This is a genomic window from Thermocrispum agreste DSM 44070, from assembly GCF_000427905.1.
Taxonomy (GTDB): Bacteria; Actinomycetota; Actinomycetes; order Mycobacteriales; family Pseudonocardiaceae; genus Thermocrispum; species Thermocrispum agreste.
Genome location: NZ_ATYX01000007.1, coordinates 195,019 through 221,034, shown reverse-complemented (window position 1 = coordinate 221,034; position 26,016 = coordinate 195,019). Strand labels below are relative to the sequence as shown.

The window sequence follows — 26,016 nt, the reverse complement described above, 5'->3', positions numbered from 1 at the left end:
CCATCGTGGTCAGCGCGTGGGCGTGCGACCGTCCGGTTGCGCCGGTCCCGGCCCCGGTGACCACCAGCCGGGGTGCACCTCCTGGCCGCGGATGATCTGCGGCTCCGCGCCGCGCTCCAGCGGGCGGACCTGCAGCAGCTGGCCCCACGACTGCTTGGGGTCGCCGCGCAGGAAGCTGGGGATCTCCGGCATGTCGGCGACGGTTTCCAGGTAGCCGATCGGGCCGCCTCCGTTGCTGCCTGCCCAGCCGGCTTCGTGGGCCAGCAGCCCGGCGGTGATCCGGTAGCGCGGCATCTCCGCGATGCCGTCCCGCACCTTGGGCAAATCGACGCACGGATACACGAACGACGTCGGCCAGTCCATGTAGACCGGCTTGTCCCGCAGGCGCAGGGTGAGCGTGGTCAGCTCCGGCACCCGCGGCGCGGACAGGGCGATCCAGCCGTCCTCGGTGAGGTTGGTGTCGTCGGCGACGATGCGCACCGCCCGGACTTTCGCGTCGATGCCCTGTTGGGAGATCCGGGAGTCCTCCCACCGGGTGGCCGCGGTCGGCGGGATCGGCATCGGCCGCCGCTCGACCACCTTGAAGCCCTTCTTGGTGGGCACACCGTACTCCGCGGCCATCTTCAGTCCGGGCGCCAGCCCGCCCGCCACCGAGACGACCAGCTGCTTGTCGAAGTCCTTGGGGCTGATCTTGAACCACTGGGTGCGCAGCTGGCCGGCGGCGCCCTGCGGGTTCCGGTAGCTGCTCCACATCGGCACGTTGTTCTCGGCGAAGTCGTGCGGCGGCGAGTTCAGCGGGTCCTGCTCGCCGACCGACCGGGTGTGGAAGCCGGTCAGGCTCATGCCGTTGTCGTTGTCCGGCGGTGGAAGCGGGTCGGACTTCTTCTTGTCCTTCTTGCGCTCCTTCTCCGGCTCCTTCTCCGGCGCGGTCTGCTGCAGGTGCGGCGGATGCTCCGGCAGGACGTTCGACGCGGGCGCGCGCTCCACCAGCACGTGGTCGGACAGGTTGCACGTGTCGCCGAAGAGGTGATCGATGTTCGCTGCGGCGAGGCTGTAGCTGCCGCGCTGGTTGACCGCCGCGGTGGCGACCGTGGCGAACTCCCACAGCGCGACCAGGCCGCACACGATGGTCAGCGACGCCGAGCTGAGTGCCAGCGCGCGGGAGCGGCGGTCGGACGTGGTGCGTTTGCCGCGCTTGGGCGGCTGGAACCGCACGTTCTGCACCCAGGCCACCGCGGCGGCCACGACCGCGCCGACCACCAGCAGCGTGGCGACCTTGACGCCGGCGATCTCCGGGGCGGTGTCGGCCCACGGCACGCCGAGCTTGGAGACGAACCAGTACGAGTTCGGCCCGGTGGTGGCCAGCGCCGCGACCACCAGCAGCCCGGCCAGGAAGGCGTTGCGGTTGCGGTTCGACCGCAACACCGACGAGCTGGTGGCCAACGCGGTCAGCGCCGCCATGGCCGATCCCACCGCGGCGAACGCCCCGAAGTGGTGCGTCCACTTCGTCGGGGTCAGGGCGAGCAGCAGGAAGAACAGTGCCGTGGTGCCGATGAGCCGCCGGGACGGGCCGAGCGCGGCGCCCGGAATGCGTCCGCGGCGCAGCATGACCACCAGGCAGGTGGCGACGCACAGCACGATCAGCAGGACCGGGAAACGCCTGGTCAGCGAGTCGTCGCCGGAGTTGCCGCCGCCCCCGAACAGCAGGTCGTAGCGGGAGAACTCCTGGAACCACGCCAGGCTCGGCCCGACCTGGTTGCGCAACCTGGTGGCCTCCACCACCGTGGCGAACGTCTGGTCGGCGAACACGACGAACAGCACCGCGAACCCGGCGGCGCCGATCGGGGCCAGCACGGTCACCCAGCCCGCTTCGGCGCGCTGCTTGAGCAGCCGCCACAACGGCCGGGCGGCCACGATGAACGGCGCGACGGCGATCAGCCCGGTCGGGGTCGCCGCCAACGTCAGCGCCGCGGCGATCAGGCCGAGGCACAGCGGCAGCAGGCGGCGGGTCACCAGGGTGCGCTCCACGGCGGCGATGGCCAGCAGCGAGCCGACCGCGGCGACCGGCTCCGGCCGCACCCCGTTGTTGAACGGCATCCACCACACCAAGAAGACCGCGGCGGCGGCCCACGCGGCGGCCTTGGAGTGGCGCACCTGGTTGCCGAGGCGGGGCAGGATCTCCCGGCTGATCAGCAGCCAGGCGATGACCGCGAGCACGAACGACGGCAGCCGGATCCACGGCGGCACCGTGGACACCTCGGTCATCAGCTCGGTGAGGTGGTAGAACCAGCCGAACGGCGCCTCGGCGACACCGAACCAGCGGTGGTAGTTGGTCAGGTAGCCGGCGTCCTCGGCCACCCTGGCCATGGACAGGATGTAGCCGTCGTCCGAGGTCACCGGGCCGATGAACACCCACAGTCCGAGCGCGCCGATGACCGTGAGGTCGCGCAGCGTCAGCTTCCACCAGCCGATCGGTGCCCACCGCGGCGCCCGCCTGGCGACCCGGGAATCCAGCCGGTTGACCGCGAGCAGACAGCCGAGCAGGGCCAGCACGCCGATCACCGTGACCAGCGTCTTCCACACCGTGGGCGACGACTGGTAGCGGGTGTCCGGCGTGATCGACACCTGCAGGCCGTCGATGGGGTCACGGTCGGCGGCGATGTCCGAGTAGACGCCGACCACGCGCGGCCGGACGTCGGAGGCCTCGTCGTACACCGTCGCACCGGCCACGGTAATCCTGGTGCGCTCGCCGGTGGAGGTGAAGCGGACGTCGCATCCGGACTCGGGGAGCGGCTGGCTGACGATCTGCTGCCCGCGGTTGACCACGGTGAGCACGTTGTTGTCGACGTCCATGTGCATGCCGACGCCGGTGTTGATCCGGGCTCGCGGCACCGTCGACAGCAACATGGCACGCGAGACCAGGGCGTCGTCCGCCGACTTGATCGTCGCGCACGGCACCGTCGCGTCGATTTCCAGCGCCCAGTAGCCGACCAGCGGCGTGTTGATCGCTTGCGTGCTGTTCGGCGCCGGCCATACGATCCGCGCGGTGTCCTGGATGATCGGCATGAACGGGATGGCCAGCGCGCACAGCGCACTGACGATGCCGAGGACCTTCGCGACGAGCCGCCAGCGTGCCGGTGACCAGCTGGGCAGCCGACGCCTGCCCCCCTGGCGGATGGCATCGGCAGGGGGCGCGTCCGTTTGCGGCTCCCCCACCTCGACAGCGGTTTGGGCGCCGTGACTCGCACCCGACATCGCAGTCACGCTAACGCACGGCCATGATCGGCTTGCCGTGGGCTCGGTGATCCCCGTGTCCGGTGGGGTGTGGTGAGCCGGGCGTTGGTCTGGCTGGCGTTACGGCCGGTGATCCCCGTGCCAGGCCGGGCGTGGTGTCCGTGCCGTCCGTGCCGCCTGTCACAGAAAGGCAGGCGCGCGGGGAGTGCCGTCGCGACGTCCCGGCCCGGCATGGCAATCTCAGCGGCATGACCGGCACGACCTCAGCTTCCTCGTCCCCGTTGGCCCTGGCGATCGACTTCGGGGGCACCAAGATCGCCGTCGGCGTCGTCGCGCCGGACGGCACCGTGGTGGATGCCACCGAGGTCCGCACACCCGCGGGCCAGGGCGCCGAGGCCATTGCCGCGACGTTGACCAAGGCGGCCGGGGACGTGCTTGCCGGGCCGCACGGGGCACGCGTTGCCGTGGTCGGGGTGTGCAGTGCGGGGCCGGTCGACGTGCGCACCGGGACCGCCAGCCCGCTCAACGTATCGGATTGGCGGGAGTTTCCGCTGATGGAACGGGTGGCCGCGATCGCGCCCGGGTTGCCGTCGGCGTTCGCGCTGGACGGTGTCGCGCTGGCCGCCGCCGAGCTGGCCTACGGCGGCGCCAAGGACCACCGGGACGCGTTGGTGATCACCGTGTCCACCGGTATCGGGGGAGGCCTGATCCTCGACGGCCAGGTCCGGGCTGGGCAGTCCGGCAACGCCGGCCACATCGGGCACCTCGTGGTCGACGTCGACGGCCCGGAGTGCGCGTGCGGCGGGCGCGGCTGCGTGGAAGCGATCGCATCGGGAACGTCGATCGCGCGGTGGGCGGTCGACAACGGGTGGCAGGGCGAGCCGGCGACCGCCGCCCTGGCCGAAGCGGCGCGCGCCGGGGACGAGCTGGCATTGGCCGCCTTCGACCGTGCCGCGCGCGCCTTGGCGGCAGCGATCGCGGGTACCGCCGCGCTGGCCGACATCGAGGTGGCTGTGCTCAGCGGGGGCGTGACCCAGGTCGGTGAGGTGCTGTTCGAACCGCTGCGCCGCCATCTCGCCGAGCACGCCGGGTTGTCCTACATCCGCGGTATCACCGTGGTGCCGTCGCCGCTGGGGCGGTCGGCGTGCCTGCTCGGGGCCGCCAGGCTGGCGTTCGCGGCACTGCCCGATCCAATCGCCTGACCCGGCCACGGCGTCTTCGTTGGCCGCCCAGCCGGGCCGGACGACCGGCGCACGACGAGGGCAGGGCGGGCGCACAGCGAGGGCGGACGGGCCGGTCACCGAGTCGGGTTCGCGCGCGCGGCCTAACCTGGTGCCGTGGCGTCCCGGCAGCGGCTGTGGGCAGGAACGACCCTGGAGCAGCGGCGCGCGGCACGGCGTGCGGCGCTGCTGGACGCTGCGCTGGATCTACTCGGCGAGCATGGTGGCGCCGGGGTGACGGTGCGGTCGGTGTGCCGCAGGGCGGGCCTGACCGACCGGTACTTCTACGAGAACTTCGCCGGCCGGGACGAGCTGCTGTCGGCACTGTTCCTGCAGGTGGCCGAGGAGCTTCAGCAGGCCATGGAGGCGACCACCCCGGTGGCGGGGAGCAGCCGCGAGGAGCAGGCGCGCGCGGCGGTCGACGCGCTCGTCTCGGTGTGCCTGGACGATCCGCGCAAGGGCCGCCTGCTGCTGGTCGAGCCGTTGTCGGATCCCGCGCTGAGCGGGGTGAGCATCGGCGTGGCGCCGACCTTCACCCGGTTGGTGCGCAGGCAGCTGCCGCCGGGGGCGAGCAAGAACGAGAGCGTGCTGACGTCGGTGGCGCTGACCGGCGCGGTGGCCACGCTGTTCTTCGGCTGGCTGTCCGGGACGTTGCCGGTCAGCCGCGAGGAGCTGATCGACAAGTGCGTGCGCACCGTCCTGCTGTTCTGGGGCGAGCGGCCGCGCGGCTGAGCCCGGTCCGTCGTCCGCGTCGTGGTGGACTTTCTTTGCCTTGCTGGCGGCCGACCAGTACGAGCCCGGCATCCGCCCTCGTGGTGAACTCCGCCGGGCGCCTGTTGACGCGCGTCGGCCCGGATCCTAAATTGACGACACTTGTCATCAGTCTGACGGAGGGATGCCCGTGCCGGGCAAGGAGGCAGCCATCGGACATTCCGGCGCTTCCGGTTCGCCGGGCAGCACGAACGGCAGCACCTTCCGGTCCCTGGCCGGCGTCGCCGATGATCCACGCGGGCTCCAACGAAGTGCAGATCACCCAGGTAGCGAGAGGGTTGCTGAACGGATGACCGAGCCGGACTACGTCACCCTGGTCAACAAGGCCGTGGAGCACACCATCCCGGTGGCGCACGCCATGGGCGCGCGGGTGGTCGAGGTGCGACCGGGGTTCGCCGCCGCGGAAGTGCCCATGGAGGGCAACGGCAACCACTTCGGCGTGATGTACGCCGGGGTGCTGTTCACCGTGGCCGAACTGCTCGGCGGGGCGATCGCGGTCGCCTCGTTCGACACCACCCGCTTCTTCCCGCTGGTGAAGGACCTGCGGATCAGTTTCCTCCGGCCGGCCAAGACGGCGGTGCGGTCGCAGGCCGCACTCGCCGAGGAAACGATCGCGGCGGTGGCCGAGGAAGCGGAGGCCAACGGCAAGGCCGACTTCGAGCTGGACGCCGAGCTGACCGACACCGAGGGCACGGTGGTGGCCAGGACGCACGGGCTGTACCAGCTGCGCCGACTCGGTTGAGGTGGCCGGTGTCGGCGGCGCCGCCCCGGCCCACGCGACGCGGTGGAGCAAGGCGGGTCAGAGGAAGACACCGTGCTCTGCCCAACGGCCAGGACGCCGACGGCATCCGGCCTGCCCGCCAGGTACCAGGGACATGCCCGACCGGGCCCAGATGAAGGTTCCGCGGTGCCATGGCGCTCACCGCACCGGTGGTGGCCGAGGAGAATCGCGGACAGCACGTGCCGCTCGGCTTCAAGTCCTGACGGCGGAGGCGGGCCGACGGCAGGAGCGGGGAGCGTGCTCTCGCCGGGCACAGGATGGCATCGGGGTGGGCAGCACCAGCACCGGGCAGGCGTGCGGAAACAGGGCGCTGACCGCGCACACCGTCACCCGGAACCCGGGCGTGCCGACACGGGCGAACCGGCATCCGGGCGCCCGGGCCGGAGCCGCTGGGCGTGACGGGACACCGCCGAGCGCCGCCAGGAAACGACCGACACGACAGGCAGGGACGAAACACCGTGGGTGAAGCGACGATCGGCATCGGAGTCATCGGCTACGCCTTCATGGGCCGGGCGCACTCGCAGGGGTGGCGCAGCGCGCGCAGCTTCCTGCGGCCGGCACTGGAACCCGAACTGGTGGCCCTGGCCGGCCGGGACGCCGAGGCCGTCGCCGACGTCGCGCGCCGGTTCGGCTGGAAGGACACCGAGACGGACTGGCGCGCGCTGATCGAGCGCGACGACGTGCACCTGGTGGACATCTGCACGCCGGGCGACACGCACGCCGAAATCGCCATCGCCGCACTGGCCGCGGGCAAGCACGTGTTGTGCGAGAAGCCGCTGGCCAACACCCTGGCCGAGGCGGAGGCGATGGCCGCAGCCGCGGAGCGGGCGCGCGCGAACGGCGTGCGCAGCATGGTCGGCTTCACCTACCGGCGGGTCCCGGCGATCGCGCTGGCCCGCAAGCTGGTCGCGGACGGCAGGATCGGCGAGATCAGGCACGTCCGGGCGCAGTACCTGCAGGACTGGCTGACCGATCCGCATGCTCCGTTGACCTGGCGGCTGCAGGTCGAGCGGGCGGGTTCCGGGGCGCTCGGCGACATCGGCTCGCACATCATCGACCTCACCCAGTACGTCACCGGCGAGCGGATCGTCGGCGTCAGCGCGACGGCCAGGACGTTCGTGCCGGAGCGTCCGCTGCCGGAGCCGGACGGCCACCGCACCGGCAAGGTCACCGTGGACGACGCGGTGGCGTTTCTCGCCCGGTTCTCCGGCGGTGCGATGGGCACGTTCGAGGCCACCCGGATGGCCAACGGCCGGAAGAACGCGCTGCGCATCGAGATCAACGGCTCGCGGGGCAGCCTGGCGTTCGACCTGGAGGAGCTGAACGTGCTGCGGTTCTACGACGGCACCGCGGGCGGCGAAGCCGGCTTCACCCGCATCCTGGTCACCGAACCGGAGCACCCCTACCTGGCCGGCTGGTGGCCGCCGGGGCACCTGCTCGGCTACGAGCACGGGTTCGCCCACCAGGCGGCGGACATGCTCAACGCCATCGCCGAAGGCACCGACCCGGAACCGTCGTTCGCCGACGGGCTCGCGGTGCAGCGGGTGATCGGCGCGGTCCAGGCAAGCGCAGCGCGGGACAGTGTGTGGACTCCGGTCGAGCAATCGACGCAGGTCGCCTGACGAAGCAGCCGATCATGGTGGTCACCCGGCAGTGGCGAACCCGTGGTTCGCCGAGTCGCGCGGCTGGCGGAGCGGCGGGGTTGCGACGGCCGGGAGGTCGCCGCGGCCACTGGCCGGCCTGCGAGCGGCACACCACGACCCGGCTGCTGGACTCCGTGGGCGCCCGGGCTGTCACACGCGGGCAGGCATTCCGGCGCTGACTTGAAATCCCGGTCGCACGGTGTGGCAGCGGGGCGCCGGGAGGACGGCGCGTTCGGCTCGGCCTTCAGCAACCAGTGAGCCGTCGAGCAGCGAAGATCCCCGCGCGCGGTGCTCGTCGCCGGGCCGTCGGCCGGAAAATCCCGGACCTCGCACACGCCGATGCGGTAGAAACCGCTGCATGATCGAGTGGACGTCCCCGTCGTGGGTGCAGGCGGCGACCGCCTGGCTGGACGAGCAATTGGCCGCGGCGGGGATGCGCCGCACCGGCGACGTCACGCAGCCGCACGTGAAGGCATGGGCCACGGCGCTGCGCGCGCCGACCGATCGGGGAGTGGTGTGGCTGAAGGCGGCCGGGCCCGGCACCGCGTTCGAGATCCGCCTCTACCCGGTGCTGCACCGGGCGGCGCCGGACAGCGTGCTGGCACCGATCGCGATCGACGAGCCCCGGGCGTGGATCGTGCTTCCCGACGGTGGCCCGACGCTGTTCCAGCAGGCCGGCACGGATCAGGCCGCGCTCGTGCAGCGGATGACGAGCGCGGTGGCCGACTACGCCCGGCTGCAGCGGCAGGTCCAGCCGTCCGTGCCCGAGCTGCTGGACCGTGGCGTGCCGGACGCCCGGCCGGAGGTGATGCCGCAGCGGTTCACCGAGGCGGTGGAGTCGGTCGCGGAGTTCGCGCGCAGCAAGGCAGGCGAGGACCAGCGAGCCGCCTACGACCGGGTGCGCTCGATGCGCGGCGAGGTCGAGCGTTGGTGCGAACGGCTCGCCGCGTCGCGGGTGGGGATCAGCATCGACCACCACGACTTGCATCCGGGCAACATCCTGGGCGAGGAGGGCGAGCCCGCCCGCTTCTACGACTGGGGTGACGCGGTGGTCGCCCACCCGTTCTTCAGCATGTTCGTGCCGCTGAACTACGTCGACGCCGAAGGAGGCGGGGCTGCCGCGCTGCGGCTGCGCGACGCCTACCTCGGCGAGTTCGCCGACCTGGCCCCGCCCGGGGCGTTGCGGGAGGAACTCGATCTCGCGTGCCGCCTGGCCAAGGTGGCGCGCACGCTGACCTGGCACCGGGCCTTGCAGCTGGCCGGCGAAGACCACAAATTCGCATCGGCTCCGCTGGAGACCTTGCTGTCGGTGGCGAAGCCCGCATACTTCTCGTGACTCGAAGGGGAAGGCCGCCCCCGGGGGGTGGGTTCCCGGGGGCGGCTTGGGGGCGTCTGTCCGAGACCATGCGAGGGCGGTGACTGGCCTCGGACCAGACACGAGCGCACCCGACGGTGGCCGGAAGGGGACGGCCACCGGCCGGCAGCGGTGCGTGGAGCCGCCCGCCGGGTGGTGCGTCGGGCCCTACCGTACGGGGCGCGCCCAGTGTGTGGCGGGATCGCAGGCTGGTAACCATGCGATCGTGCTACTCACACGGGCACTGTCGTGGGATCGGTTCACTCGGCCGAGGAAATCCCCTCGCGCCCGCTCGGTAGCGGCGACGACACGGTCCGTTTCCGACAGGCGGGTATCGCGAACAGCCTAGCGGACGGCACGACGTGCCTGCCGATCCGGCTCATCCGGGCCCGGACGGGTCGCGTCGGGATCGGTGCGTCAGCTCCGGGTGGCCAGCAGCAGCTGCAGGTGGCAGCAAAGCCGCTCACGCGGATCGGCCAACGACAAGCCGCTGATTTCCGCTGCCCTGCGGACCCGGTGGCGCAAGGTGTTGGGGTGGATGTGCAGGCCCGCCGCCGCGGACCGGACGTCACCCATCGCGTCGAGATAGGCCAGCAGCGAACGGGCCAGCTCGGTTCCCTGGGCCGCATCGTGCTCCACCAGCGCGGTGACCGCGGGATCGCGCAGGTCCGGGTGCTCCTCGAGCAGTTTCAGCGTCTCGCCGAGAAGGACGTCCGCGCGGCGGTCGGTGATCGTGGCCACGTCGGTCTCGGGGGTGCGCGCCAGCGCGTCGAGCACCCGGTCGGCGTCCGCGCGCGATGCCGGGACCTCGGCCAGCGAGGGCACCGGGGCACCGACCCCGACCTGCACGGTCAGCCCCGACCTGCGGCGCAGCACCGCCACCACGTCGCGGGCCAGCGTGAGCAAGCCCGGTTCGGTGCGATCGGTACGCACCTCGGGCAGCACGGCGTAGACGCGTGTGCCGACGGTGCCGACCAGCGCCCCGTGCCGGAACGACGTCATGTGCACCGACACCGTGGTGGCCAGCTCGACACGGTGCAGTTCCAGCGTCGGACGGTCGTGCTGGGTGTCCCGGGCGGCGAACGCGGCGACCACGGCGGACACCGAGGAGTCCAGGCCGAGCTGGCCGGCCACCAGGTCCGCGCTGGCGGTCCCGTCGAGCAGGCCGGCCACCAGCTCGCCGCGCGAACGCCACGGCGCGCCACGGCGGCGCAGCAGGTGGACAGCGGCCAGCCGCGCGGCGCCGATCAGCGCGGACTCGGCGTGCTCGGAGAACGGCTGATCACCCTGCTGCACCCAGATCGAGCCCAGGTGCTGATTGCCCGCCCGGATGCCGACGGCCAGCCGCGCGCGGATGCCCAGGTCGGGATGTGCCTGGATCCGCAGCACCTCGTCGGACGTGCGCAGCCGGTGGTAGACGCCCCACTGCCGGAGCAGCTCGAGGTACGGCTCGGGTCCCTGCCAGCCCAGGATCGACAACCGCCGCAAGTCGTCCACCTCGTCGCCGGAGCGGGAGTAGGCGAGCACTCGCGGCGTGGTGTCCTCGATGCTCACCGCGCCACCGGTCAGCGCCGCGACCGACTGGGCGAGGGCGAACAGGTCCTCGGTCGGCTCCGGTCCCGGCTCGCCGTCGTCGTGCACCGCGAAGCTGTCCAGCACCTCGCGCACGACGGCGGCCAGCTGGTCCCACCGGACTTGCGGCCGCACGGTGAGCAGCGCGATCCCGGCGTCCTCTGCGGCCTCCCGCACGTCCGGCTCGCCTGCCGGGCTGGTCTTGACCGCGGCCGCGGCCGCGCCGTGCTGGCCGGCGGTTCGCACCGCACGGGCCGCTTCCCGGCCGCGTGCCCCGATGACCAGCACCAGCTCGTCCCGGTAGCTGCCCGGTTCGTCGTCCGGATCGAGGATGGCCAGTCCCCGGATCGGGGTGTGCGGATCCCCGGCCTTCAGGTCCATCAGCGATGCGCCGACGGCGAGGAGAAGGCGGCTCAACTCGACGGACATTGTTCGACCCTACAACTCGGCTCGTCCAAGACTGTCCGCGCGGACAATCCGTCATCCGGCGGAATTCCCTACCGTTCGGTCAGGCATTGCTCGTCGGTGAGGAGAGACCATTGTTGCGAGCTGGGCTCATCGCGGCTTCCCGGTCCCGGGTGCTGCGCGGCGTCGCCGAACGATCGTCGCTGGTCCGTCCCGTGGTCGACCGGTTCGTCGCCGGTGTGGACGCTCCGACGGCGGTCGCCACGGTCCACCGCATCGCCGGCGAGCGGCTGGTCACGCTGGACCTGCTGGGCGAGGACACGCGCGACCGGCAGCAGGCCGAACGGACCGCGCAGGCCTACCAACAGCTGCTGGCCCGGCTCGCCGACGAAGGCCTCACCGACCGTGTGGAGGTCTCGGTGAAGCTGTCCGCGCTCGGCCAGGCGCTGCCGCGGGACGGCGACAAGATCGCGCTGGACAACGCCAGGGGCATCTGTTCCGCCGCGGCTGCGGCGGGCACCACGGTCACCGTGGACATGGAGGACCACACCACCACCGACTCAACGTTGCAGATCGTCCGCGACCTGCGGGTGGACTTCCCGTGGGTCGGCGCCGTGCTGCAGGCCTACCTGCGCAGGACCGAGGCCGACTGCGCGGAGCTGTCCGGGCCGGGTTCGCGGGTCCGGCTGTGCAAAGGCGCCTACGACGAGCCGGCGTCCGTGGCTTACCGCACCCGACGCGAGGTCGACGCCTCCTACGTGCGGTGCTTGCGCACGTTGATGAACGGCGCGGGCTATCCGATGGTCGCCACCCACGACCCTCGGCTGATCACCATCGCCGAACACCTGGCCCGGCAATCCGGCCGCGGCCGGGGCGAGTTCGAGTTCCAGATGCTGTTCGGCGTCCGGGAGCAAGAACAACAGCGGCTCGCTCGCGCAGGGCGGCAGGTGCGTTCCTACGTGCCTTTCGGACGTGAGTGGTACCCGTATTTCATGCGGCGGCTGGCCGAGCGTCCGGCCAATCTGGCATTCTTCCTGCGCTCCTTCGTCAGTACCACCTGATCGACTGACCGAGAGGACGTCCCATGTCGATGATCTCGCAATTGCGGTCGGACATCCTCCGCCGCAAACCGCTCGAGCACATCGAGGAGGTCGAGGGCGGAGGGCTGCGCCGCACCCTCGGGTTGTGGCAGCTCACCGCGATCGGTGTCGGTGGCATCATCGGCGCCGGGATCTTCTCGCTGGCCGGAGCGGTGGCCAACCAGACCGCCGGACCGGCGGTGCTGTTCTCGTTCCTCATCGCGGGCGTGGCCAGCGCCGCGGCGGCGTTCTCCTACGCCGAGTTCGCCGGCCTGATCCCGCGCGCGGGTTCCGCCTACACCTACGGCTATGCGGTGCTCGGTGAATTCGCCGGCTGGTTCATCGGCTGGGACCTGCTGCTGGAATACACCGCCATCGTGTCCGTGGTGGCGATCGGCATTTCCGGCTATTTCAACGACCTGCTCGGTTTTCTGGGCATCGAGCTTCCGCTGTGGATGTCCGGCGCTCCGGGCACCGAGCCGGAGGGGGTGCCCGAGGGCTCGTACGTGGTCAACCTGTTCGCGGTGCTGCTCTGCCTGCTGATCGCGTTCGTGCTGAACCGGGGCATGAGGAGCGCCGCGCGATTCGAGACCTCACTGGTCTACCTCAAGGTCGGCGTGGTGCTGCTGGTGATCGTCGTCGGCGCGTTCCACATCGACGCGGGCAACTGGGATCCGTTCGCCCCGTTCGGCCTGGCGGGCGCGCTCACCGGCGCGGCGACCGTGTTCTTCGCGGTCTTCGGGTACGACGCGATGTCCACCGCGGCGGAGGAGTCCAAGGACTCGCAGCGGCACATGCCGAAGGCGATCATCTACTCGCTGATCATCTCGATGGTGCTGTACGTGCTGGCCTGCCTGGTGCTGACCGGCATGGTCAACTACACCGAGATCGACACCGAGGCGGCGTTCTCCAGCGCGTTCGCCACCATCGGCCTCGACTGGCTCGGCCTGATCATCGCGGTCGGCGCCATCCTGGGCATCCTGACGGTGCTGTTCACCTTCCTCATGGGTGCCGCCAGGGTCGGCTTCGCGATGAGCCGGGACGGCCTGCTGCCCCAGTGGCTGTCGAAGACCCACCCGACCCGCAAGGTGCCCACCCGCACCACGTGGCTGCTCGGCGTGGTGTCCGCGGTCATCGCAGGCTTCCTGCCCATCGCCGAAGCCGCCGAGCTGACCAACATCGGCATCCTGCTGGCGTTCGTGGTGGTCTGCACCGCGGTGGTGGTGCTCCGCTACCGGCGGCCGGACCTGCCGCGCAACTTCCGCTGCCCCGGCATGCCGGTGGTGCCGATCATCGGCGTGGTCTTCTCGATCTGGCTGATCACCTTCCTGCAGCCGGAGACGTGGCTGCGGTTCGCCGTGTGGTTCCTCGTCGGCCTGGTGGTCTACCTGACCTACAGCCGTAAGCGGTCCAAGCTGAACGAGCTGCGGCCGGACGGGGTTTCCGGCGGCAAGTAGGAGCACGCGCACCAAAGACCCCGGCGCCCGGGCGCCGGGGTCTTCGTCACCTGCCGGGCCCAAGGGGAGCAGATTGGCCGCAATCGTGCACCGGAGGTCGCAGCCGGCGGCGAATAATGACCGCATGGCAGACCTCGATGCGGCAGCACGGTTGACGGAACTGCAGGCCGGTTGTACCCCGGACGACGCCTTGGCGCTGTTCGACGCCTTGCCGACGGTGCGTTCGGTCGACCTGACCGGGCGCTGGACCGGTTCGGAACTGCGCACCGGGCATCCGATGGACGGCCTGCTGACCGCCTCCGGCTGGTACGGCAAGCAGTTCGACAGCACCGAGGACGTGCACCCGCTGCTGTTCTCGGCCGACGGCGAGGTGTTCGCGGTCGAGCCGCGGAAGCTGCCGGTCGCGGTGGCCGACCGGATCCCGCTGCCGGTGATGGAACGGGTCCGCCGGGCGTTGCCGGTGCTGCGGCCGGTGCTGCGCACCCGCAAGCCGCGGGCCCGGCTGCGGGACGTGGAGTTCCGCGGCAAGGTCAGCGCGGCGATGATCTACGACCACCTGCCGATCATCGACGTCTTCCGGCGGGTGGACGAGGACACCCTGCTGGGCGCGATGGATCAGCGCGGGGCCGAGCAGCTGTACTTCTTCGTGCTGCGCCGGGAACGCTGAGCGTTCCCGGGCGACGCGGCGCATCCTGTCGGCGGTCGGTCGCCTGCCGCCTCGCTGGGCTGTGATCGGTCGTGGTGATCCGTCGGATCGTCGTTCGAGCCCAGCGGGCATGGCGGCAGGCGCCGCTTCGCCGGGGCTAGACCAGGCCTGCCTTGCGCAGCGCCTCGGCCATGGCGCCCTGTGGCCTGGCTTCCCGCTGTCGGCCGCGCCGACCCTGATTGCCCGGTTTGCGCTGGCCGCCGGTGCGCCGCTCATTGCGGGAACGCTGGGCGGGTTTCCCCGGCTCGTCCTCGAGCCGCATGGTCAGCGAGATGCGTTGCCGCTCGGGATCGACGTCCAGCACCTTCACCCGGACCACGTCGCCGGACCGCACGACGTCTCGCGGGTCCTTGACGAAAGAGTCCGACATCGCCGAGATGTGCACCAGGCCGTCCTGGTGCACGCCGACGTCGACGAATGCGCCGAACGCGGCCACGTTGGTGACCACGCCTTCGAGCACCATGCCCGGCTTGAGGTCGGTCAGCTGCTCGACGCCGTCGGCGAACCGCGCCGTGGTGAACGCCGGGCGCGGGTCCCGGCCCGGCTTGTCCAGCTCGGCCAGGATGTCGGTGACGGTGGGCAGGCCGAACCGGTCGTCGACGAACTGCTGCGGGTCGAGCTTGCGCAGCACCGTGGTGTTGCCGATCAGCTCCTTGATCGGCATCCGGGCGGTTTCGGCGATGCGCCGCACCACCGGGTAGGCCTCGGGGTGCACCGCCGAGGCGTCCAGCGGGTCGTCGCCGTCGGGGATCCGCAGGAACCCGGCGCACTGCTCGAACGCCTTCGGGCCGAGCCGCGGCACGTCCTGCAGCGCCTTGCGGGAACTGAACGGCCCGTTGGCGTCCCGGTGCGCCACGATGCTTTCGGCGAGCGTGGGGCCGATGCCCGACACCCTGGCCAGCAGCGGCACCGACGCGGTGTTGAGGTCCACGCCGACCGCGTTCACGCAGTCCTCGACCACGGCGTCCAGTGAGCGCGCCAGCGCGACCTGGGAGACGTCGTGCTGGTACTGGCCGACGCCGATGGATTTCGGCTCGATCTTGACCAGCTCGGCGAGCGGGTCCTGCAGCCTGCGGGCGATGGAGACGGCGCCCCGCAGCGACACGTCGATGTCGGGCAGCTCCCTGGCGGCGTACTCGGAGGCGGAGTAGACCGACGCCCCGGCCTCGGACACCATCGCTTTGGTCAGCTTCAGCTCCGGGTGACGGCGGATCAGCTCGCCGACCAGCTTGTCGGTCTCCCGGGACGCGGTGCCGTTGCCGATGGCGATCAGCTCGATGCCGTGCTTGACGGCCAGCTCGCGCAGCGTGGCCAGGGCCGCCTCCCACTGCTGCTGCGGCTGGTGCGGGTAGATGGTGGCGGTCTCCAGCAGCTTGCCGGTGCCGTCCACCACGGCCACCTTGACACCGGTGCGGTAGCCGGGGTCCAGGCCGATGGTCGGGCGGGTGCCCGCGGGCGCGGCCAGCAGCAGGTCGCGCAGGTTGGCCGCGAACACCCGCACCGCCTCCTCCTCGGCGAGCTGCCGCAACCGCATGCGCAGGTCGATGCTCAAGTGCAGGTGGATCTTGGTCCGCCACGCCCAGCGCGCGGTGGTCAGCAGCCACGAGTCCGCCGGGCGGCCCTGGTCGGCGATGCCGAACCGGGCGGCGACGAGCCGCTCGTACTCGGCGCCGGTGTCCGCGAGCTCGCCGTCCGGGGTGACCGGCTCGTCCGGCGCCATGGTGAGCTCGAGGATCTCCTCCTTCTCGGCGCGGAACAGCGCCAGGATCCGGTGCGACACCAGCTTGGTGAACGGCTCGGAGAAGTCGAAGTAGTCGGCGTACTTGGCGCCCTCGGCCTCCTTGCCCGGGCGCACCTTCGACACCAGGTAGCCGTGCGTCCACATCCGCTCACGCAGCTCGCCGACCAGGTCGGCGTCCTCGGCGAAGCGTTCGACGAGGATGGCCCGCGCGCCGTCCAGCGCGGCCTTGACGTCGGCCACGCCCTTGTCCGCGTCGACGTACTGCTCCGCGGTCGCCTCCGGGTCCTGGGTGGGGTCGGACAGCAGTGCGTCGGCCAGCGGCTCCAGCCCGGCTTCCTTGGCGATCTGGCCCTTGGTGCGCCGCTTCGGCTTGTAGGGCAGGTAGATGTCCTCCAGGCGGGCCTTCGAGTCGGCCGCCATGATGCGCGCCTTCAGCTCGTCGGTGAGCTTGCCCTGCTGGCGGATGGACTCCAGGATCGTGGCCCGCCGCTCCTCCAGCTCGCGCAGGTAACGCAGCCGCTCGTCGAGCTGCCGCAGCTGGGTGTCGGTCAGCCCGCCGGTGACCTCCTTGCGGTAGCGGGCGATGAACGGCACGGTCGCCCCGCCGTCCAGTAGTTCCACCGCTGCGGCGACCTGGCGCGGGGTCACCTCGAGTTCGTCGGCGATGCGTTGATGGATGGCGGTCTGGACGGTCGGTGTCACGCTTGCCCCTTCTGCTTGCCTGGTACCGGCGGCATTCTCACCGAGATCGACTTGACGGCGTGCACCGGCCCGGCGTTTGCCCGACGGGCGGCCCGGACGCGGGCGGAGGCGGTCAGCGTCGTCCGGCCCCGACGACGCGCAGCGCCAGGTCGGCGTAGAAGTCGGCGATCTCCTCCGGGGTCCACGAGCCGTCGTCGCGGTACCACCGGGCGATATCGATGCCCAGCGACAACACCGCCATCGCCGCCTTCGCCGGATCCGGGGTGTCGAACACGCCGGCGTCCACGCCGTCCTGGATCATCGCCTGCACGTCGAGCCGGATCTGCCGCCGGATGGCCGAGATCTCGGCCAGGTGCTCCCGGCTCAGCGCGTTCAGCTCGTAGTTGACGATGCGCGCGCGGGTGTGCTCGCGGGCGTGGTGCAGCGCGAACGCCCGCATCACCGCCGCGAGCCGCGCCGCCGGGTCGTCCGTGGAGTCCGCCGCCTGGCGGATCACGGCGACGGTGTCGTCGTGGCCGACCCGGGAGATCAGGTAGAGCAGGTCTTCCTTGCTGCGGTGATGCACGTAGACGGCGGCCGGGCTCATGCCCGCGGCCGCCGCGATGTCACGGGTGCTGGTGCCGTGGAAACCCCGTTCGGCGAAGGCCGTGACGGCGGCCTCCACCAACCGCGCGCGGGAGGCGCCGGCCCGCGTGTTCTCCGTGCTGCTCATCTGCCGTTCATCGTGCGTCGGGTCTCCACGTCGACCGGCCGGTGGATGGTGGCGGCGGCACGGTTGACGCCTTCGGCGGCCCCGTGTCAGGGTGAAGCGTAGCACTAAGCGACCGCTTAGTCCGTTGCCGAGCTCAGCGAGGAGCGACATGGGCAAGCCATTCGCCGGACGGACCGCGATCGTGACCGGGGCCAGCAGGGGCATCGGCTTCGCCGTGGCCGAACGCCTGGTCGCCGACGGGGCCAAGGTCGTCGTCACCGCGCGCAAGCCGGAGCCGCTCGCCGAGGCGGTGGACCGGCTCGGCGGCAGCGAGCACGCCATCGGAGTACCCGGGCACGCCGACGACCCCGACCACCAGCGGGAAACCGTCGAGCGGGCCATCGAGACCTTCGGCGGCGCCGACTTCCTGGTCAACAACACCGGGATCAACCCGGTCTACGGGCCGCTGCTCGACCTCGACCTCGGCGCGGCGCGCAAGATCGTCGAGGTGAACTGCCTGGCCGCGCTGTCCTGGGTGCAGCAGGTACATCGGGCGTGGATGGGCGAGCACGGCGGGGCGATCGTCAACGTGTCCTCGATCGCCGGGCAGCGCCCGGCCCCGGGGATCGGCTTCTACGGCGCCACCAAGGCGATGCTCAGCTACCTCACCCAGGAGCTGGCGGTCGAGCTGGGGCCGCGCGTCCGGGTCAACGCGGTAGCCCCCGGGGTGGTCAAGACGCGGTTCGCCACCAAGCTCTACGAGGGCAAGGAGGACGAGGTGGCGGCCGCCTACCCGCTCAAGCGGCTGGGGGTTCCGGACGACGTCGGCAGCGTCGTGGCGTTCCTGCTGTCCGAGGACGCGGTGTGGATGACCGGGCAGGTGCTGGTCGTCGACGGTGGTGTCACGCTGACCGGCAACGGCATGTGATGTCCGGGCAGCGGATGGTCGTCACCGGCGCGGGCCACGGCATCGGCCGGGCGTTGGCCACCCGGCTGGCCGCCGAGGGGTGCCGGGTACTGGTCAACGACATCGACGCCGGGGCCGCGGAGCAGGTCGCCAGGGAGATCGGTGCCGAGGCAGTGGGCTGCGACGCGGCGTCCGAAGACGGAGTCGCCGAGCTGGTGGCGGCCGGTGACCTGTGGGGCGGGGTCGATGTGTGGTTCGGCAACGCCGGTGTCGAGCGTGGCCGCGGGCTCCAGGCGAGCGAGGCCGACTGGGCGGCGTCGCTCGAGGTGAACCTGCTTGCCCACGTACGAGCTGCCCGGCTGCTGATGCCCGAGTGGCTGGAGCGTGGCCACGGCCGCTTCGTGGTGACGGCATCGGCCGCCGGGCTGCTGACCATGCTGGGCAGCCCCACCTACTCGGCGAGCAAGCACGCCGTGGTCGCGTTCGCCGAGTGGCTGTCGGCGACCTACCGGCACCGGGGCATCGTCGTGCAGGCGGTCTGCCCGCAGGGTGTGCGAACCCGGATGGTCGAGCAGGCCGGGCCGATGAAGGCGGTGCTGGAGCACGACGGCATCCTGCCGCCGGAGCGCGTCGCGGACGCGGTGTGGGAGGCGCTGCACGACGACCGGTTCCTGATCCTCCCGCACCCGGAAGTGGCCGCCTACTACGCGGCGCGGGCGCAGGACACCGACCGCTGGCTCGCCGACATGAACAAGGTGCAGCAACGCATGGAGGCGCTGGAACGATGAGCGAATCCGACCCGCTGGCCGACGTCCGTGCGAGAGTCGCGGCGCTGCTGGCCGAACACGACCCCGCGACCACCGACCGGCTGGAGTTCCTTCGTGCGCGGTACGACGCCGGCCTGGCATGGGTGCATTTCCCGCCCGGGCACGGCGGGCTGGGCTATCCGCGTGACCTGCAAGCGGTGGTGGACGCGGAGCTGGCCGCCGCGGGCGCCCCGGACAACGACCCGGCGGGCAACGCCATCGGGCTGGGCATGGCCGCGCCGACCATCCTGGCGTACGGCACCGAAGAGCAGAAGCGCCGCTACCTGCGTCCGCTGTGGACCGGGGAGGAAATCTGGTGCCAGCTGTTCTCCGAGCCGGGTGCGGGGTCCGACCTGGCGGGGTTGGCGACCAGGGCGGTGCCCGACGGCGACGGGTGGGTGGTCAACGGGCAGAAGGTGTGGACGTCGGCGGCCCACCGCGCGGATTTCGGGATCCTGGTGGCCCGCACCGATCCGGACGTGCCCAAGCATCGCGGGCTGACCTACTTCATCTGCGACATGCACGCGCCGGGCGTTCAGGTGCGGCCGCTGCGGCAGATCACCGGCGAGGCGGAGTTCAACGAGGTCTTCCTGACCGACGTGCGCATCCCGGACAGCCAGCGGCTCGGCGCGGTCGGCGAGGGGTGGCGGGTGGCCACCACGACGCTGAACGCCGAGCGCGTGGCGATCGGGGACGGCCCGACGCCCCGGGAAGGCGGAATGATCGGTGTGGTGGCCAAGGCCTGGCGGGACCACCCGGAGCGGCGCAGGTCCGCGTTGCACGACCGGCTGCTGCGGTTGTGGGTGGAGTCCGAGGTGGCGCGGCTGACCAGGATGCGGCTGCGGCAGAAGCTGGCCGCCGGCCTGCCCGGCCCGGAAGGCGCCACCATGAAGCTGACGTTCGCGCGGTTGAACCAGGCCCTGTCCGGACTGGAGGTGGAGCTGCGGGAGGACGACGGCATCCGGTACGACGACTGGTCGTTCGTGCGGCCGCACCGGGTGAACTTCACCGGCCGCGACGTCGGCTACCGCTACCTGCGCAGCAAAGGCAACTCCATCGAGGGCGGCACGTCGGAGATCCTCCGCAACATCGTCGCCGAGCGGGTGCTCGGCCTGCCCGCCGAACCGCGCACCGACAAGGACGTCCCGTGGAAGGACCTGCCCCGATGAGCGAACTGAACCTGCTCTACACCGACGTGGAGGAGGACCTGCGGGCGTCCGTGCGCTCGCTGCTGAAGGACCGGTGCCCGTCCGCGGCCGTCGCCGCGATGTACGACGGGGACCGCTCGGTGGTCGAGCCGCTGTGGCGCGCGCTGTCCGCCGAGCTCGGGGTGACCGGACTGCTGGTGCCCGAGGCCGACGGCGGGGCGGGGGCGTCCGCCAGGGAAGCGGCCGTCGTGCTCGAGGAGCTGGGCAGGTCGGTGGCCCCGGTGCCGTTCCTGACCAGCAGCGTAGTCGCCACCACGGTGTTGCTCGGCACGAAGAGCGAGTTGCTCGGCCAGCTGGCCGCCGGTGAACGAACGGCGGCGTTGGCCGTTCCGTTCTCCGCTGCTCCCGATCGTGTCGTCCCGTCCGTCCGCGCCGAAGGAAACCGCCTGTACGGCGAGGTGGCCAACGTAGCGGGCGCTGTCGAGGCCGATGTCCTGCTGGTGCCGGTGGCCTCCGACGACGGTTGGACGGTTCATGCGGTGTCCGGCGTCGAGCCGACGCCCGTGACGTCGCTCGACATGACCCGCCAGCTGGCGGACATCCGTCTTGACGGTGTGGCGGCCGCGCCCGTGGTCACCGATGCCGAGGAGGCCGTCCGTGGTGCGTTGCGGGCCGGCGCGGCGCTGCTGGCTTCGGAGCAGTACGGCATTGCGAGCTGGTGCCTGCAGACCACCGTCGACTACCTGCAGCAGCGCCGCCAGTTCGGCCGGGTACTGGCCGGGTTCCAGGCGCTCAAGCATCGCCTGGCCGATCTGTACAGCGAGACGGAATCCGCGGCGGCCGCCGCCCGTTACGCCGCGGCCGCCCTGGCCGAGGACGACCCCGACCTGCCGATCGCCACCGCGGTTGCGCAGGCCTACTGCGGCGATGTCGCCGTCCGTGCGGCGGAGGAAGCGCTGCAGCTGCACGGCGGCATCGGCATGACCTGGGAGCACCCGGTGCACCTGTATCTGAAGCGGGCCAAGGCCGACCAGGTCGGGCTCGGCACGTCGGATCGGCACCGGGCGGCGCTGGCGGACCTGGTCGACCTGCCCGCATAGCGCTCAGCGCGCCTTGAGCGTGCCGTAGACGATGACGTTGTCGCGGTAGCTGCCGGCGGCGCGGTCGAACGAGCCGCCGCAGGTGATCAGGCGGATCTCCGGGCGGTCGGTGTCGCCGTAGACCTCGTCGGTCGGGAACGCCTTCTTGGGCACCTGCGCCACACGCCGCACGACGAACCTGGCGACGCTGCCGTCGGCGCGTTCGACGATCACTTCGTCGCCGGGCTCGAGGGTGTGCAGCCGGTGGAAGATGCCCGGCTTGCCGCCGCCGTCCACGTGCCCGAGCAGGACCGACGGGCCCACCTCGCCGGGAGTAGGGCTGTACCGGTACCAAGCCGCCTGCATGGGCTGGGAAACCGGCGGGACAGCCAGGGTGCGGTCCTTGTTCAGCCCGACGGGCACCAGCGACGAACGGGCCCCGATGCGCGGGATCGACACCGAGACCGGCGGTGCGGGCGGCATCCCCCGGGGGCTGTTCTCCCGTGCCTGCTCGCCCCGGCCGGAGTGCTCGCTCGCTTGCGCCGGCGACGAAGGGGGCGCCTGGGAACGTTCGGCACCGCTGGAGGCCGCCGACGAGCAGCCCGCTGCGAGACAGAGGGCCAGCGCCGCAGCCACCAACCCGTGACGGCGACGCCGGCCCGGCAAGACGCCCAGCCGGCCCCGGCGGCGCGTGCTGTCCGGGCCGCGCCCGCGGGCACCGCGACGGCCGGCCTCGGTCATCGCGACGGTCGGCCCGAGGCCAGGCGGCGGCGGACCAGCACGACGCCGCTGCCGACGGCTGCCGCTGCCGCGAGCGCTCCACCGGCGATCAACGCCGAGTCGTCCTGCTCCACCGGACCGCCGCCGGTTTCCACGCCGCCTTCCGGCACGGCCTTGATCTGCCGCTCCTCGGCCTTCGCGGCCGGGCCTTCCGCGGGCCGCGAGACCTCGGGGTGCAGCCGCTCCTCGGTTCGCTCGCGCGGCGGCTGGGTGTCCGGCCGAGACCGGCGGGGAGCGTCGGCTTCCGGCTGTTCCGCGGGCGGTTCACCGGGGGTCGGCCGGGTCACAGCGGCCGCGGTGTCCTCCTTGGGCGGAGCGGGCTGGGGGCTGTCGGCGGCCAGTGCCGGGGTGGCGCTCAGCAGGACGGCCGCACCCGTTCCGACGCCGGCGGCGAGTGTGCGCAGAGAACGCATGGTGTTTCCTCCAGACGGCCGGCGACACGGACCGGCCTGGTAGGGGACGACTTCGCCCGTTCAAGACCGGGACCGGTTCGCGCGGCGTTCGCCGGAGACGGGATTCGTCGGGCTCTTCACAGCAGGCAACGCCACGACGCGTCGCGGTCGTCGGGATGCGGGGGTGACATCCGGATGCGCGTCAGCCGAAGCAGGGGAGTGCATGGACGGCAAGCGAGACCGACGTGCGTCACGGCGCCATCGGTGGTTGTTCGATCGGCTGCTCGTCGATGTCGGGCACCCTCTGCACCGAGCGCGGCCGCTCGTCCCGCGAAGGCGGTGGAGACACCGCGTATGTCCGCGACACGTGGGGCGTTGTCCGCACCTGATGCTTCGAGTGACCGCCGGACGGGGACGGCGTCGACGTGCTGGGCGGCGACGAACTCGACGGTTCCTGCTCGACGCTCGCTCCCGGCACGAGCCTGCTCGGTGTCGCGGGGCCGTCCTCCAGCGCCGGGGAGCTGGTCACCAGTGCCAATCCCAGGGTCACCGTGGCCACCGCGGCGACCGCGCCGCTCATGCTGGCGATGCGTATCCGGCGCTCCCTGCGCAGTGCTCGCTGCAGCAGCGCATCGGGGTCCATGCGCATCGCCGGTTCCGGGCCGAGCGCGTCGTCCAGCAGCCGGCGGATCTCGGCGGGCTCCACGGGGTCGGGCTCCCGCCACAGGATGTCGTTGCGGGTCATCGGAGCGCCTCCAGCGCCAGCAGCTGCGGCCTGCTGGTGAGCAGCTTGCGCAGGGTGGCAAGCCCCTTGGCCGCCTGGCTCTTCACGGTGCCGTCCGAGCAGCCGAGAATGCGCGCCACTTCGTCGATCGGCAGGTCTTCCCAGTAGCGCAGCACGATGACCGCCCGCTGACGCGGCGGGAGCATGGCCAGAACGCGCCGGGCATCGAGGGTGGCGTCGGTGTCCTCGGCGGGTACGACCGTCTCGGGAAGCGAGTCGCTGACGCGTTCCCTGCGGTACCGCAGCAGCCGGGAATCGTCCATCACGGTGCGCACCAGGGTCGTGCGCGCGTAGGCATCGACGGCCTCGGTCGCCCGGATGCGGGACCAGGCGCGGAACAACTTCAGCAGTGCGGTCTGCACCAAGTCTTCCGCCCGATGCCAGTCACCGCACAGCAAGAACGCCGTCCGGCGCAGGACGGGGCCGCGGGAACGAACGAACTCGACGAACTCGGCCTCTCGATCGGTCACACCGTTTCTCCCCTCGTACCCGGCAGGACGAGCGGTGCGCCACGCGGTGTTGCCGACCGAGCAAGGGTATGACGCACATCACATTGGGTCGATCGAGGCTGACCGGTGTGACTGGCACGTTCGTGACGCTCGGCGGTGGCGGAGTCTCCGCAGCCGGCCGGATCACGCCGATCGACGAGCTGATTCGTCTGTGTCGGCCACCCACCGGCCGAGGGTCTGTTTCATGTCTACGGCTTCCGGCGATGACGTCGAGTACGTCGCGTGGTTCGAGCGGGCGTTCGAAGGCCGGGCCCGCACCTCGGTGCTCTCGCTGTTCTGCCGTCGCCCATGGGGCGACACCGATCCGTCGATGGTGCTGGAGCGGGACGTCATTGACGTCGGCGGCGGCTCCACGGCGAACCTGCTGGCGGTGTGGCGCGTGCACGGGCTGCCGGACATCCTGGCGCAGGCCGCCGAGAACGGCGTCGTCCTCGCCGGGGTCAGCGCAGGCATGAACTGCTGGTTCGAAGGCAGTTCCACCGACTCGTTCGTTCCACTCGCCCCGTTGCGGGACGGCCTCGGCATGCTGCCGGGATCGGCCTGCCCGCACTACGTCGGCGAGGAGGACCGACAGCGGTCCTGTCGCCGGATGGCGGCCGAAGGCAGCTCCCGGCCGGACACGCCGCCGACGACGGGGTCGCGCTGGTCTGGCGCGCGGCGAACTGGCCGAGGCGGTCGGCGAACGGCCGGGAGGCCGGGCATTCCGGGTGACCCGGCACGGCGGCCGGGCGGTGGAGACCCCGCTGGACGTGCGCTACCTGGGCTGAATCGCCGTGTCGCGGCTGAGCGGCACGGGCTGGTCGACCTTGGCCAGCTTGTGCGGATTCCGCACCCCGTAGATGTGGGTGATCCTGCCGTTCTCGATGCGGAAGCTGAGCGTGCCGTCGGGCTGGTCGCCCACGAACAGCCGCAAGGCCGGCTCGCCGTTGAGAACGAGCTCCTGAATGCGGCCGTCGGGCATCTTCCGCGGGAAGGCCGCCAGCACCCGCGCCACCGCGTCGGAGCCGAGAATCGGCCGCACGAAGGCCTTCGCGACGCCGCCGCCGTCGGAGAGCATCACCACGTCCGGGGCGAGGACGTCCAGCAGGGCGCGCACGTCACCCGTCTCCACCGCGGCCCGGAAGCGAGCCACCACCTCCTGCTGCTCGCTGCGGCTCACCGGGTGTCGCGGGCGCCGTGCCGCCACGTGGGAGCGAGCGCGGTGCGCGATCTGCCGGACCGCCGCGGGCGTCTTGTCCAGCGCGCGGGCGATGTCCTCGAACGGCTCGCCGAAGATCTCGCGCAACACGAACACCACTCTTTCGGTTGGCGTCAGCGTTTCCAGCACGGTCAGCATCGCCATCGACACGCTTTCCGCGAGCTCGACGTCCTCGGCGACGTCCGGGCTGGTCAGCACCGGCTCCGGCAACCAGCTGCCGACGTACTCCTCACGACGGCGGGCCAGCGTGCGCAGCCGGTTCAACGCTTGCCGCGTCACGGTGCGCACCAGGTAGGAGCGAGCATCGCGCACCGTGGCCTGATCGATGGAGTTCCAGCGCAGCCACGCCTCCTGCACGACGTCCTCGGCGTCGGCGGCCGAGCCGAGCATTTCGTAGGCGACCGTGAACAGCAGGCTCCGGTGCCTCTGGAACGGATCACCGGTCATGCGGATCCGACCTCACGGCGGTCCGGCTCGGCCAGCGGCGGAAGCCCGCAGCGCGCCGAGAGCCCGTGCGACTCCAGGCCCAGGGTGACGCCGGTGCGTGCGGTCATGTTCGCGAACCCGATCCACGCGGTCAGCTCGAGAACGGCCGGGGCGCCGAGCTCTTCCAGCAGCTCCGCCACCATCTCGTCGGTGACCGTCGGCGGCGTCTGGCACATCGCCTCGGCATAGGCCAGCACCCGGCGTTCCAGCGGCGTGAACACCGTCGAGGAACGCCAGCGGGGCACCTGACGGGCCTTGTCGATGTCCACCTCGTGCTGCGCCTGGTAGTACCCGAAGTCGAGGCACATCGAGCACCCGATCGTCGCGGCCGCGGCCATGTGCGCCAGGGCCTTCAGGTCCGGCGGCGCGTGGCGCCACTTCTTCTTGGCCTTCCGGCCGAACATGCTCGTGTGCCTGAGCATGGCCGGGCTGTGCCACATCACGCCCAGCGCCGTCGGCTCGTCGTCGCCGAGCATGCGGCGGGCGGACGCCTCGGCCAGCCGGCCGAACGGCCCGGACAAGTCGGCTTGCGGCAGCCTGGCGGTTGCGGACATCGGATTCCTCCTGTCGT

Annotated in this window: 22 protein-coding genes and 1 pseudogene; 13 read left to right on the top strand and 10 right to left on the bottom strand. The window is 71.6% G+C overall.

Annotated elements, in window-relative coordinates; translation table 11 throughout:
• Positions 1-9: 9 nt before the first annotated feature.
• On the bottom strand, positions 10-3,255 hold the full coding sequence (locus YWY_RS0105270; protein ID WP_084608980.1) for an arabinosyltransferase domain-containing protein: 3,246 nt from the start codon (positions 3,253-3,255) through the stop codon (positions 10-12).
• A gap of 227 nt (positions 3,256-3,482) precedes the next feature.
• Between YWY_RS0105270 and YWY_RS0105265 the strand changes: the two genes are divergently transcribed.
• From YWY_RS0105265 to YWY_RS0105245, 5 genes are all read left to right on the top strand, one after another.
• Positions 3,483-4,436, top strand: a complete 954-nt coding sequence (locus YWY_RS0105265; protein ID WP_028846751.1) for an ROK family protein — start codon at positions 3,483-3,485, stop codon at positions 4,434-4,436.
• 135 nt (positions 4,437-4,571) lie between these two features.
• The gene (locus tag YWY_RS0105260; RefSeq protein ID WP_028846750.1) at positions 4,572-5,186 is read left to right on the top strand and encodes a TetR/AcrR family transcriptional regulator; all 615 of its coding nucleotides are present in this window, start codon (positions 4,572-4,574) and stop codon (positions 5,184-5,186) included.
• A 328-nt stretch (positions 5,187-5,514) separates the two neighbouring features.
• Positions 5,515-5,967: a YiiD C-terminal domain-containing protein gene (locus YWY_RS0105255; RefSeq protein WP_028846749.1), complete on the top strand. Its 453-nt coding sequence runs from the start codon at positions 5,515-5,517 to the stop codon at positions 5,965-5,967.
• 497 nt (positions 5,968-6,464) lie between these two features.
• Positions 6,465-7,628, top strand: a complete 1,164-nt coding sequence (locus YWY_RS0105250) for a Gfo/Idh/MocA family protein (RefSeq protein WP_211227477.1) — start codon at positions 6,465-6,467, stop codon at positions 7,626-7,628.
• 379 nt (positions 7,629-8,007) lie between these two features.
• Positions 8,008-8,985 carry a phosphotransferase gene (locus tag YWY_RS0105245; RefSeq protein WP_028846747.1) on the top strand — a complete coding sequence of 326 codons (978 nt, stop codon included), beginning with the start codon at positions 8,008-8,010 and terminating at the stop codon, positions 8,983-8,985.
• A gap of 435 nt (positions 8,986-9,420) precedes the next feature.
• On the opposite strand, the gene YWY_RS0105240 is transcribed toward YWY_RS0105245, so the two are convergent.
• The gene (locus YWY_RS0105240; RefSeq protein ID WP_028846746.1) at positions 9,421-11,004 is read right to left on the bottom strand and encodes a PucR family transcriptional regulator; all 1,584 of its coding nucleotides are present in this window, start codon (positions 11,002-11,004) and stop codon (positions 9,421-9,423) included.
• Positions 11,005-11,114: 110 nt separating this feature from the next.
• Here YWY_RS0105240 and YWY_RS0105235 point away from each other — a divergent pair, with 110 nt between their 5' ends.
• The 3 genes from YWY_RS0105235 (at position 11,115) to YWY_RS0105225 (ending at position 14,183) form a co-directional block, all read left to right on the top strand.
• Positions 11,115-12,041 carry a proline dehydrogenase family protein gene (locus YWY_RS0105235; RefSeq protein WP_028846745.1) on the top strand — a complete coding sequence of 309 codons (927 nt, stop codon included), beginning with the start codon at positions 11,115-11,117 and terminating at the stop codon, positions 12,039-12,041.
• 23 nt (positions 12,042-12,064) lie between these two features.
• Positions 12,065-13,516, top strand: coding sequence for an amino acid permease (locus tag YWY_RS0105230; protein WP_028846744.1), 1,452 nt, complete (start codon positions 12,065-12,067; stop codon positions 13,514-13,516).
• Positions 13,517-13,640: 124 nt separating this feature from the next.
• Positions 13,641-14,183: a DUF4334 domain-containing protein gene (locus YWY_RS0105225; RefSeq protein ID WP_038044529.1), complete on the top strand. Its 543-nt coding sequence runs from the start codon at positions 13,641-13,643 to the stop codon at positions 14,181-14,183.
• A 136-nt stretch (positions 14,184-14,319) separates the two neighbouring features.
• Here YWY_RS0105225 and YWY_RS0105220 read toward each other — a convergent pair whose 3' ends face one another.
• Positions 14,320-16,665, bottom strand: a complete 2,346-nt coding sequence (locus YWY_RS0105220; protein ID WP_028846742.1) for a Tex family protein — start codon at positions 16,663-16,665, stop codon at positions 14,320-14,322.
• A 112-nt stretch (positions 16,666-16,777) separates the two neighbouring features.
• On the bottom strand, positions 16,778-17,377 hold the full coding sequence (locus YWY_RS0105215; protein ID WP_028846741.1) for a TetR/AcrR family transcriptional regulator: 600 nt from the start codon (positions 17,375-17,377) through the stop codon (positions 16,778-16,780).
• Positions 17,378-17,525: 148 nt separating this feature from the next.
• Between YWY_RS0105215 and YWY_RS0105210 the strand changes: the two genes are divergently transcribed.
• The 4 genes from YWY_RS0105210 to YWY_RS0105195 are packed head-to-tail and all read left to right on the top strand — an operon-like array spanning position 17,526 to position 21,317.
• On the top strand, positions 17,526-18,284 hold the full coding sequence (locus tag YWY_RS0105210; protein WP_028846740.1) for an SDR family oxidoreductase: 759 nt from the start codon (positions 17,526-17,528) through the stop codon (positions 18,282-18,284).
• On the top strand, positions 18,284-19,051 hold the full coding sequence (locus YWY_RS0105205) for an SDR family NAD(P)-dependent oxidoreductase (protein ID WP_038044527.1): 768 nt from the start codon (positions 18,284-18,286) through the stop codon (positions 19,049-19,051). Before YWY_RS0105210 ends, YWY_RS0105205 begins: the two co-directional genes overlap by 1 nt.
• A complete protein-coding gene (locus YWY_RS0105200; RefSeq protein ID WP_028846738.1) occupies positions 19,048-20,238 on the top strand; it encodes an acyl-CoA dehydrogenase family protein in 1,191 nt (396 codons plus the stop codon). The genes YWY_RS0105205 and YWY_RS0105200 overlap by 4 nt, the downstream gene beginning before the upstream one ends.
• Entirely contained in the window at positions 20,235-21,317 is a 1,083-nt protein-coding gene (locus YWY_RS0105195) for an acyl-CoA dehydrogenase family protein (protein ID WP_028846737.1), read from the top strand. Before YWY_RS0105200 ends, YWY_RS0105195 begins: the two co-directional genes overlap by 4 nt.
• A gap of 3 nt (positions 21,318-21,320) precedes the next feature.
• Here YWY_RS0105195 and YWY_RS0105190 read toward each other — a convergent pair whose 3' ends face one another.
• From YWY_RS0105190 to YWY_RS0105175, 4 genes are all read right to left on the bottom strand, one after another.
• A complete protein-coding gene (locus YWY_RS0105190) occupies positions 21,321-21,779 on the bottom strand; it encodes a class F sortase (RefSeq protein ID WP_425426111.1) in 459 nt (152 codons plus the stop codon).
• A 254-nt stretch (positions 21,780-22,033) separates the two neighbouring features.
• The gene (locus YWY_RS0105185; protein WP_028846735.1) at positions 22,034-22,489 is read right to left on the bottom strand and encodes a hypothetical protein; all 456 of its coding nucleotides are present in this window, start codon (positions 22,487-22,489) and stop codon (positions 22,034-22,036) included.
• 229 nt (positions 22,490-22,718) lie between these two features.
• Positions 22,719-23,213 carry a hypothetical protein gene (locus tag YWY_RS20410; RefSeq protein ID WP_038044525.1) on the bottom strand — a complete coding sequence of 165 codons (495 nt, stop codon included), beginning with the start codon at positions 23,211-23,213 and terminating at the stop codon, positions 22,719-22,721.
• Positions 23,210-23,722, bottom strand: a complete 513-nt coding sequence (locus YWY_RS0105175; RefSeq protein ID WP_028846734.1) for a SigE family RNA polymerase sigma factor — start codon at positions 23,720-23,722, stop codon at positions 23,210-23,212. The genes YWY_RS20410 and YWY_RS0105175 overlap by 4 nt, the downstream gene beginning before the upstream one ends.
• A gap of 34 nt (positions 23,723-23,756) precedes the next feature.
• On the opposite strand from YWY_RS0105175, the pseudogene YWY_RS25005 reads away from it, so the two are divergent.
• Positions 23,757-24,338: pseudogene (locus YWY_RS25005) on the top strand (Type 1 glutamine amidotransferase-like domain-containing protein); the annotation flags it as partial.
• Between the two features lie 177 nt (positions 24,339-24,515).
• Here the strand turns inward: YWY_RS25005 and YWY_RS0105170 are convergent.
• Positions 24,516-25,406 carry an RNA polymerase sigma-70 factor gene (locus YWY_RS0105170; RefSeq protein ID WP_028846733.1) on the bottom strand — a complete coding sequence of 297 codons (891 nt, stop codon included), beginning with the start codon at positions 25,404-25,406 and terminating at the stop codon, positions 24,516-24,518.
• A complete protein-coding gene (locus YWY_RS0105165; RefSeq protein ID WP_028846732.1) occupies positions 25,403-25,999 on the bottom strand; it encodes a carboxymuconolactone decarboxylase family protein in 597 nt (198 codons plus the stop codon). Before YWY_RS0105165 ends, YWY_RS0105170 begins: the two co-directional genes overlap by 4 nt.
• Between the last annotated feature and the right edge of the window lie 17 nt (positions 26,000-26,016).

Excerpts from the sequence above, each read along its gene's own strand:
- YWY_RS0105270 (WP_084608980.1), bottom strand. The coding sequence starts at position 3,255 with ATGTCGGGTGCGAGTCACGGCGCCCAAACCGCTGTCGAGGTGGGGGAG.
- YWY_RS0105265 (WP_028846751.1), top strand. The coding sequence starts at position 3,483 with ATGACCGGCACGACCTCAGCTTCCTCGTCCCCGTTGGCCCTGGCGATC.
- YWY_RS0105255 (WP_028846749.1), top strand. The coding sequence starts at position 5,515 with ATGACCGAGCCGGACTACGTCACCCTGGTCAACAAGGCCGTGGAGCAC.
- YWY_RS0105245 (WP_028846747.1), top strand. The coding sequence starts at position 8,008 with ATGATCGAGTGGACGTCCCCGTCGTGGGTGCAGGCGGCGACCGCCTGG.
- YWY_RS0105240 (WP_028846746.1), bottom strand. The coding sequence starts at position 11,004 with ATGTCCGTCGAGTTGAGCCGCCTTCTCCTCGCCGTCGGCGCATCGCTG.
- YWY_RS0105230 (WP_028846744.1), top strand. The coding sequence starts at position 12,065 with ATGTCGATGATCTCGCAATTGCGGTCGGACATCCTCCGCCGCAAACCG.
- YWY_RS0105225 (WP_038044529.1), top strand. The coding sequence starts at position 13,641 with ATGGCAGACCTCGATGCGGCAGCACGGTTGACGGAACTGCAGGCCGGT.
- YWY_RS0105215 (WP_028846741.1), bottom strand. The coding sequence starts at position 17,377 with ATGAGCAGCACGGAGAACACGCGGGCCGGCGCCTCCCGCGCGCGGTTG.
- YWY_RS0105210 (WP_028846740.1), top strand. The coding sequence starts at position 17,526 with ATGGGCAAGCCATTCGCCGGACGGACCGCGATCGTGACCGGGGCCAGC.
- YWY_RS0105205 (WP_038044527.1), top strand. The coding sequence starts at position 18,284 with ATGTCCGGGCAGCGGATGGTCGTCACCGGCGCGGGCCACGGCATCGGC.
- YWY_RS0105200 (WP_028846738.1), top strand. The coding sequence starts at position 19,048 with ATGAGCGAATCCGACCCGCTGGCCGACGTCCGTGCGAGAGTCGCGGCG.
- YWY_RS0105195 (WP_028846737.1), top strand. The coding sequence starts at position 20,235 with ATGAGCGAACTGAACCTGCTCTACACCGACGTGGAGGAGGACCTGCGG.
- YWY_RS0105190 (WP_425426111.1), bottom strand. The coding sequence starts at position 21,779 with ATGCCGCCCGCACCGCCGGTCTCGGTGTCGATCCCGCGCATCGGGGCC.
- YWY_RS0105185 (WP_028846735.1), bottom strand. The coding sequence starts at position 22,489 with ATGCGTTCTCTGCGCACACTCGCCGCCGGCGTCGGAACGGGTGCGGCC.
- YWY_RS20410 (WP_038044525.1), bottom strand. The coding sequence starts at position 23,213 with ATGACCCGCAACGACATCCTGTGGCGGGAGCCCGACCCCGTGGAGCCC.
- YWY_RS0105170 (WP_028846733.1), bottom strand. The coding sequence starts at position 25,406 with ATGACCGGTGATCCGTTCCAGAGGCACCGGAGCCTGCTGTTCACGGTC.
- YWY_RS0105165 (WP_028846732.1), bottom strand. The coding sequence starts at position 25,999 with ATGTCCGCAACCGCCAGGCTGCCGCAAGCCGACTTGTCCGGGCCGTTC.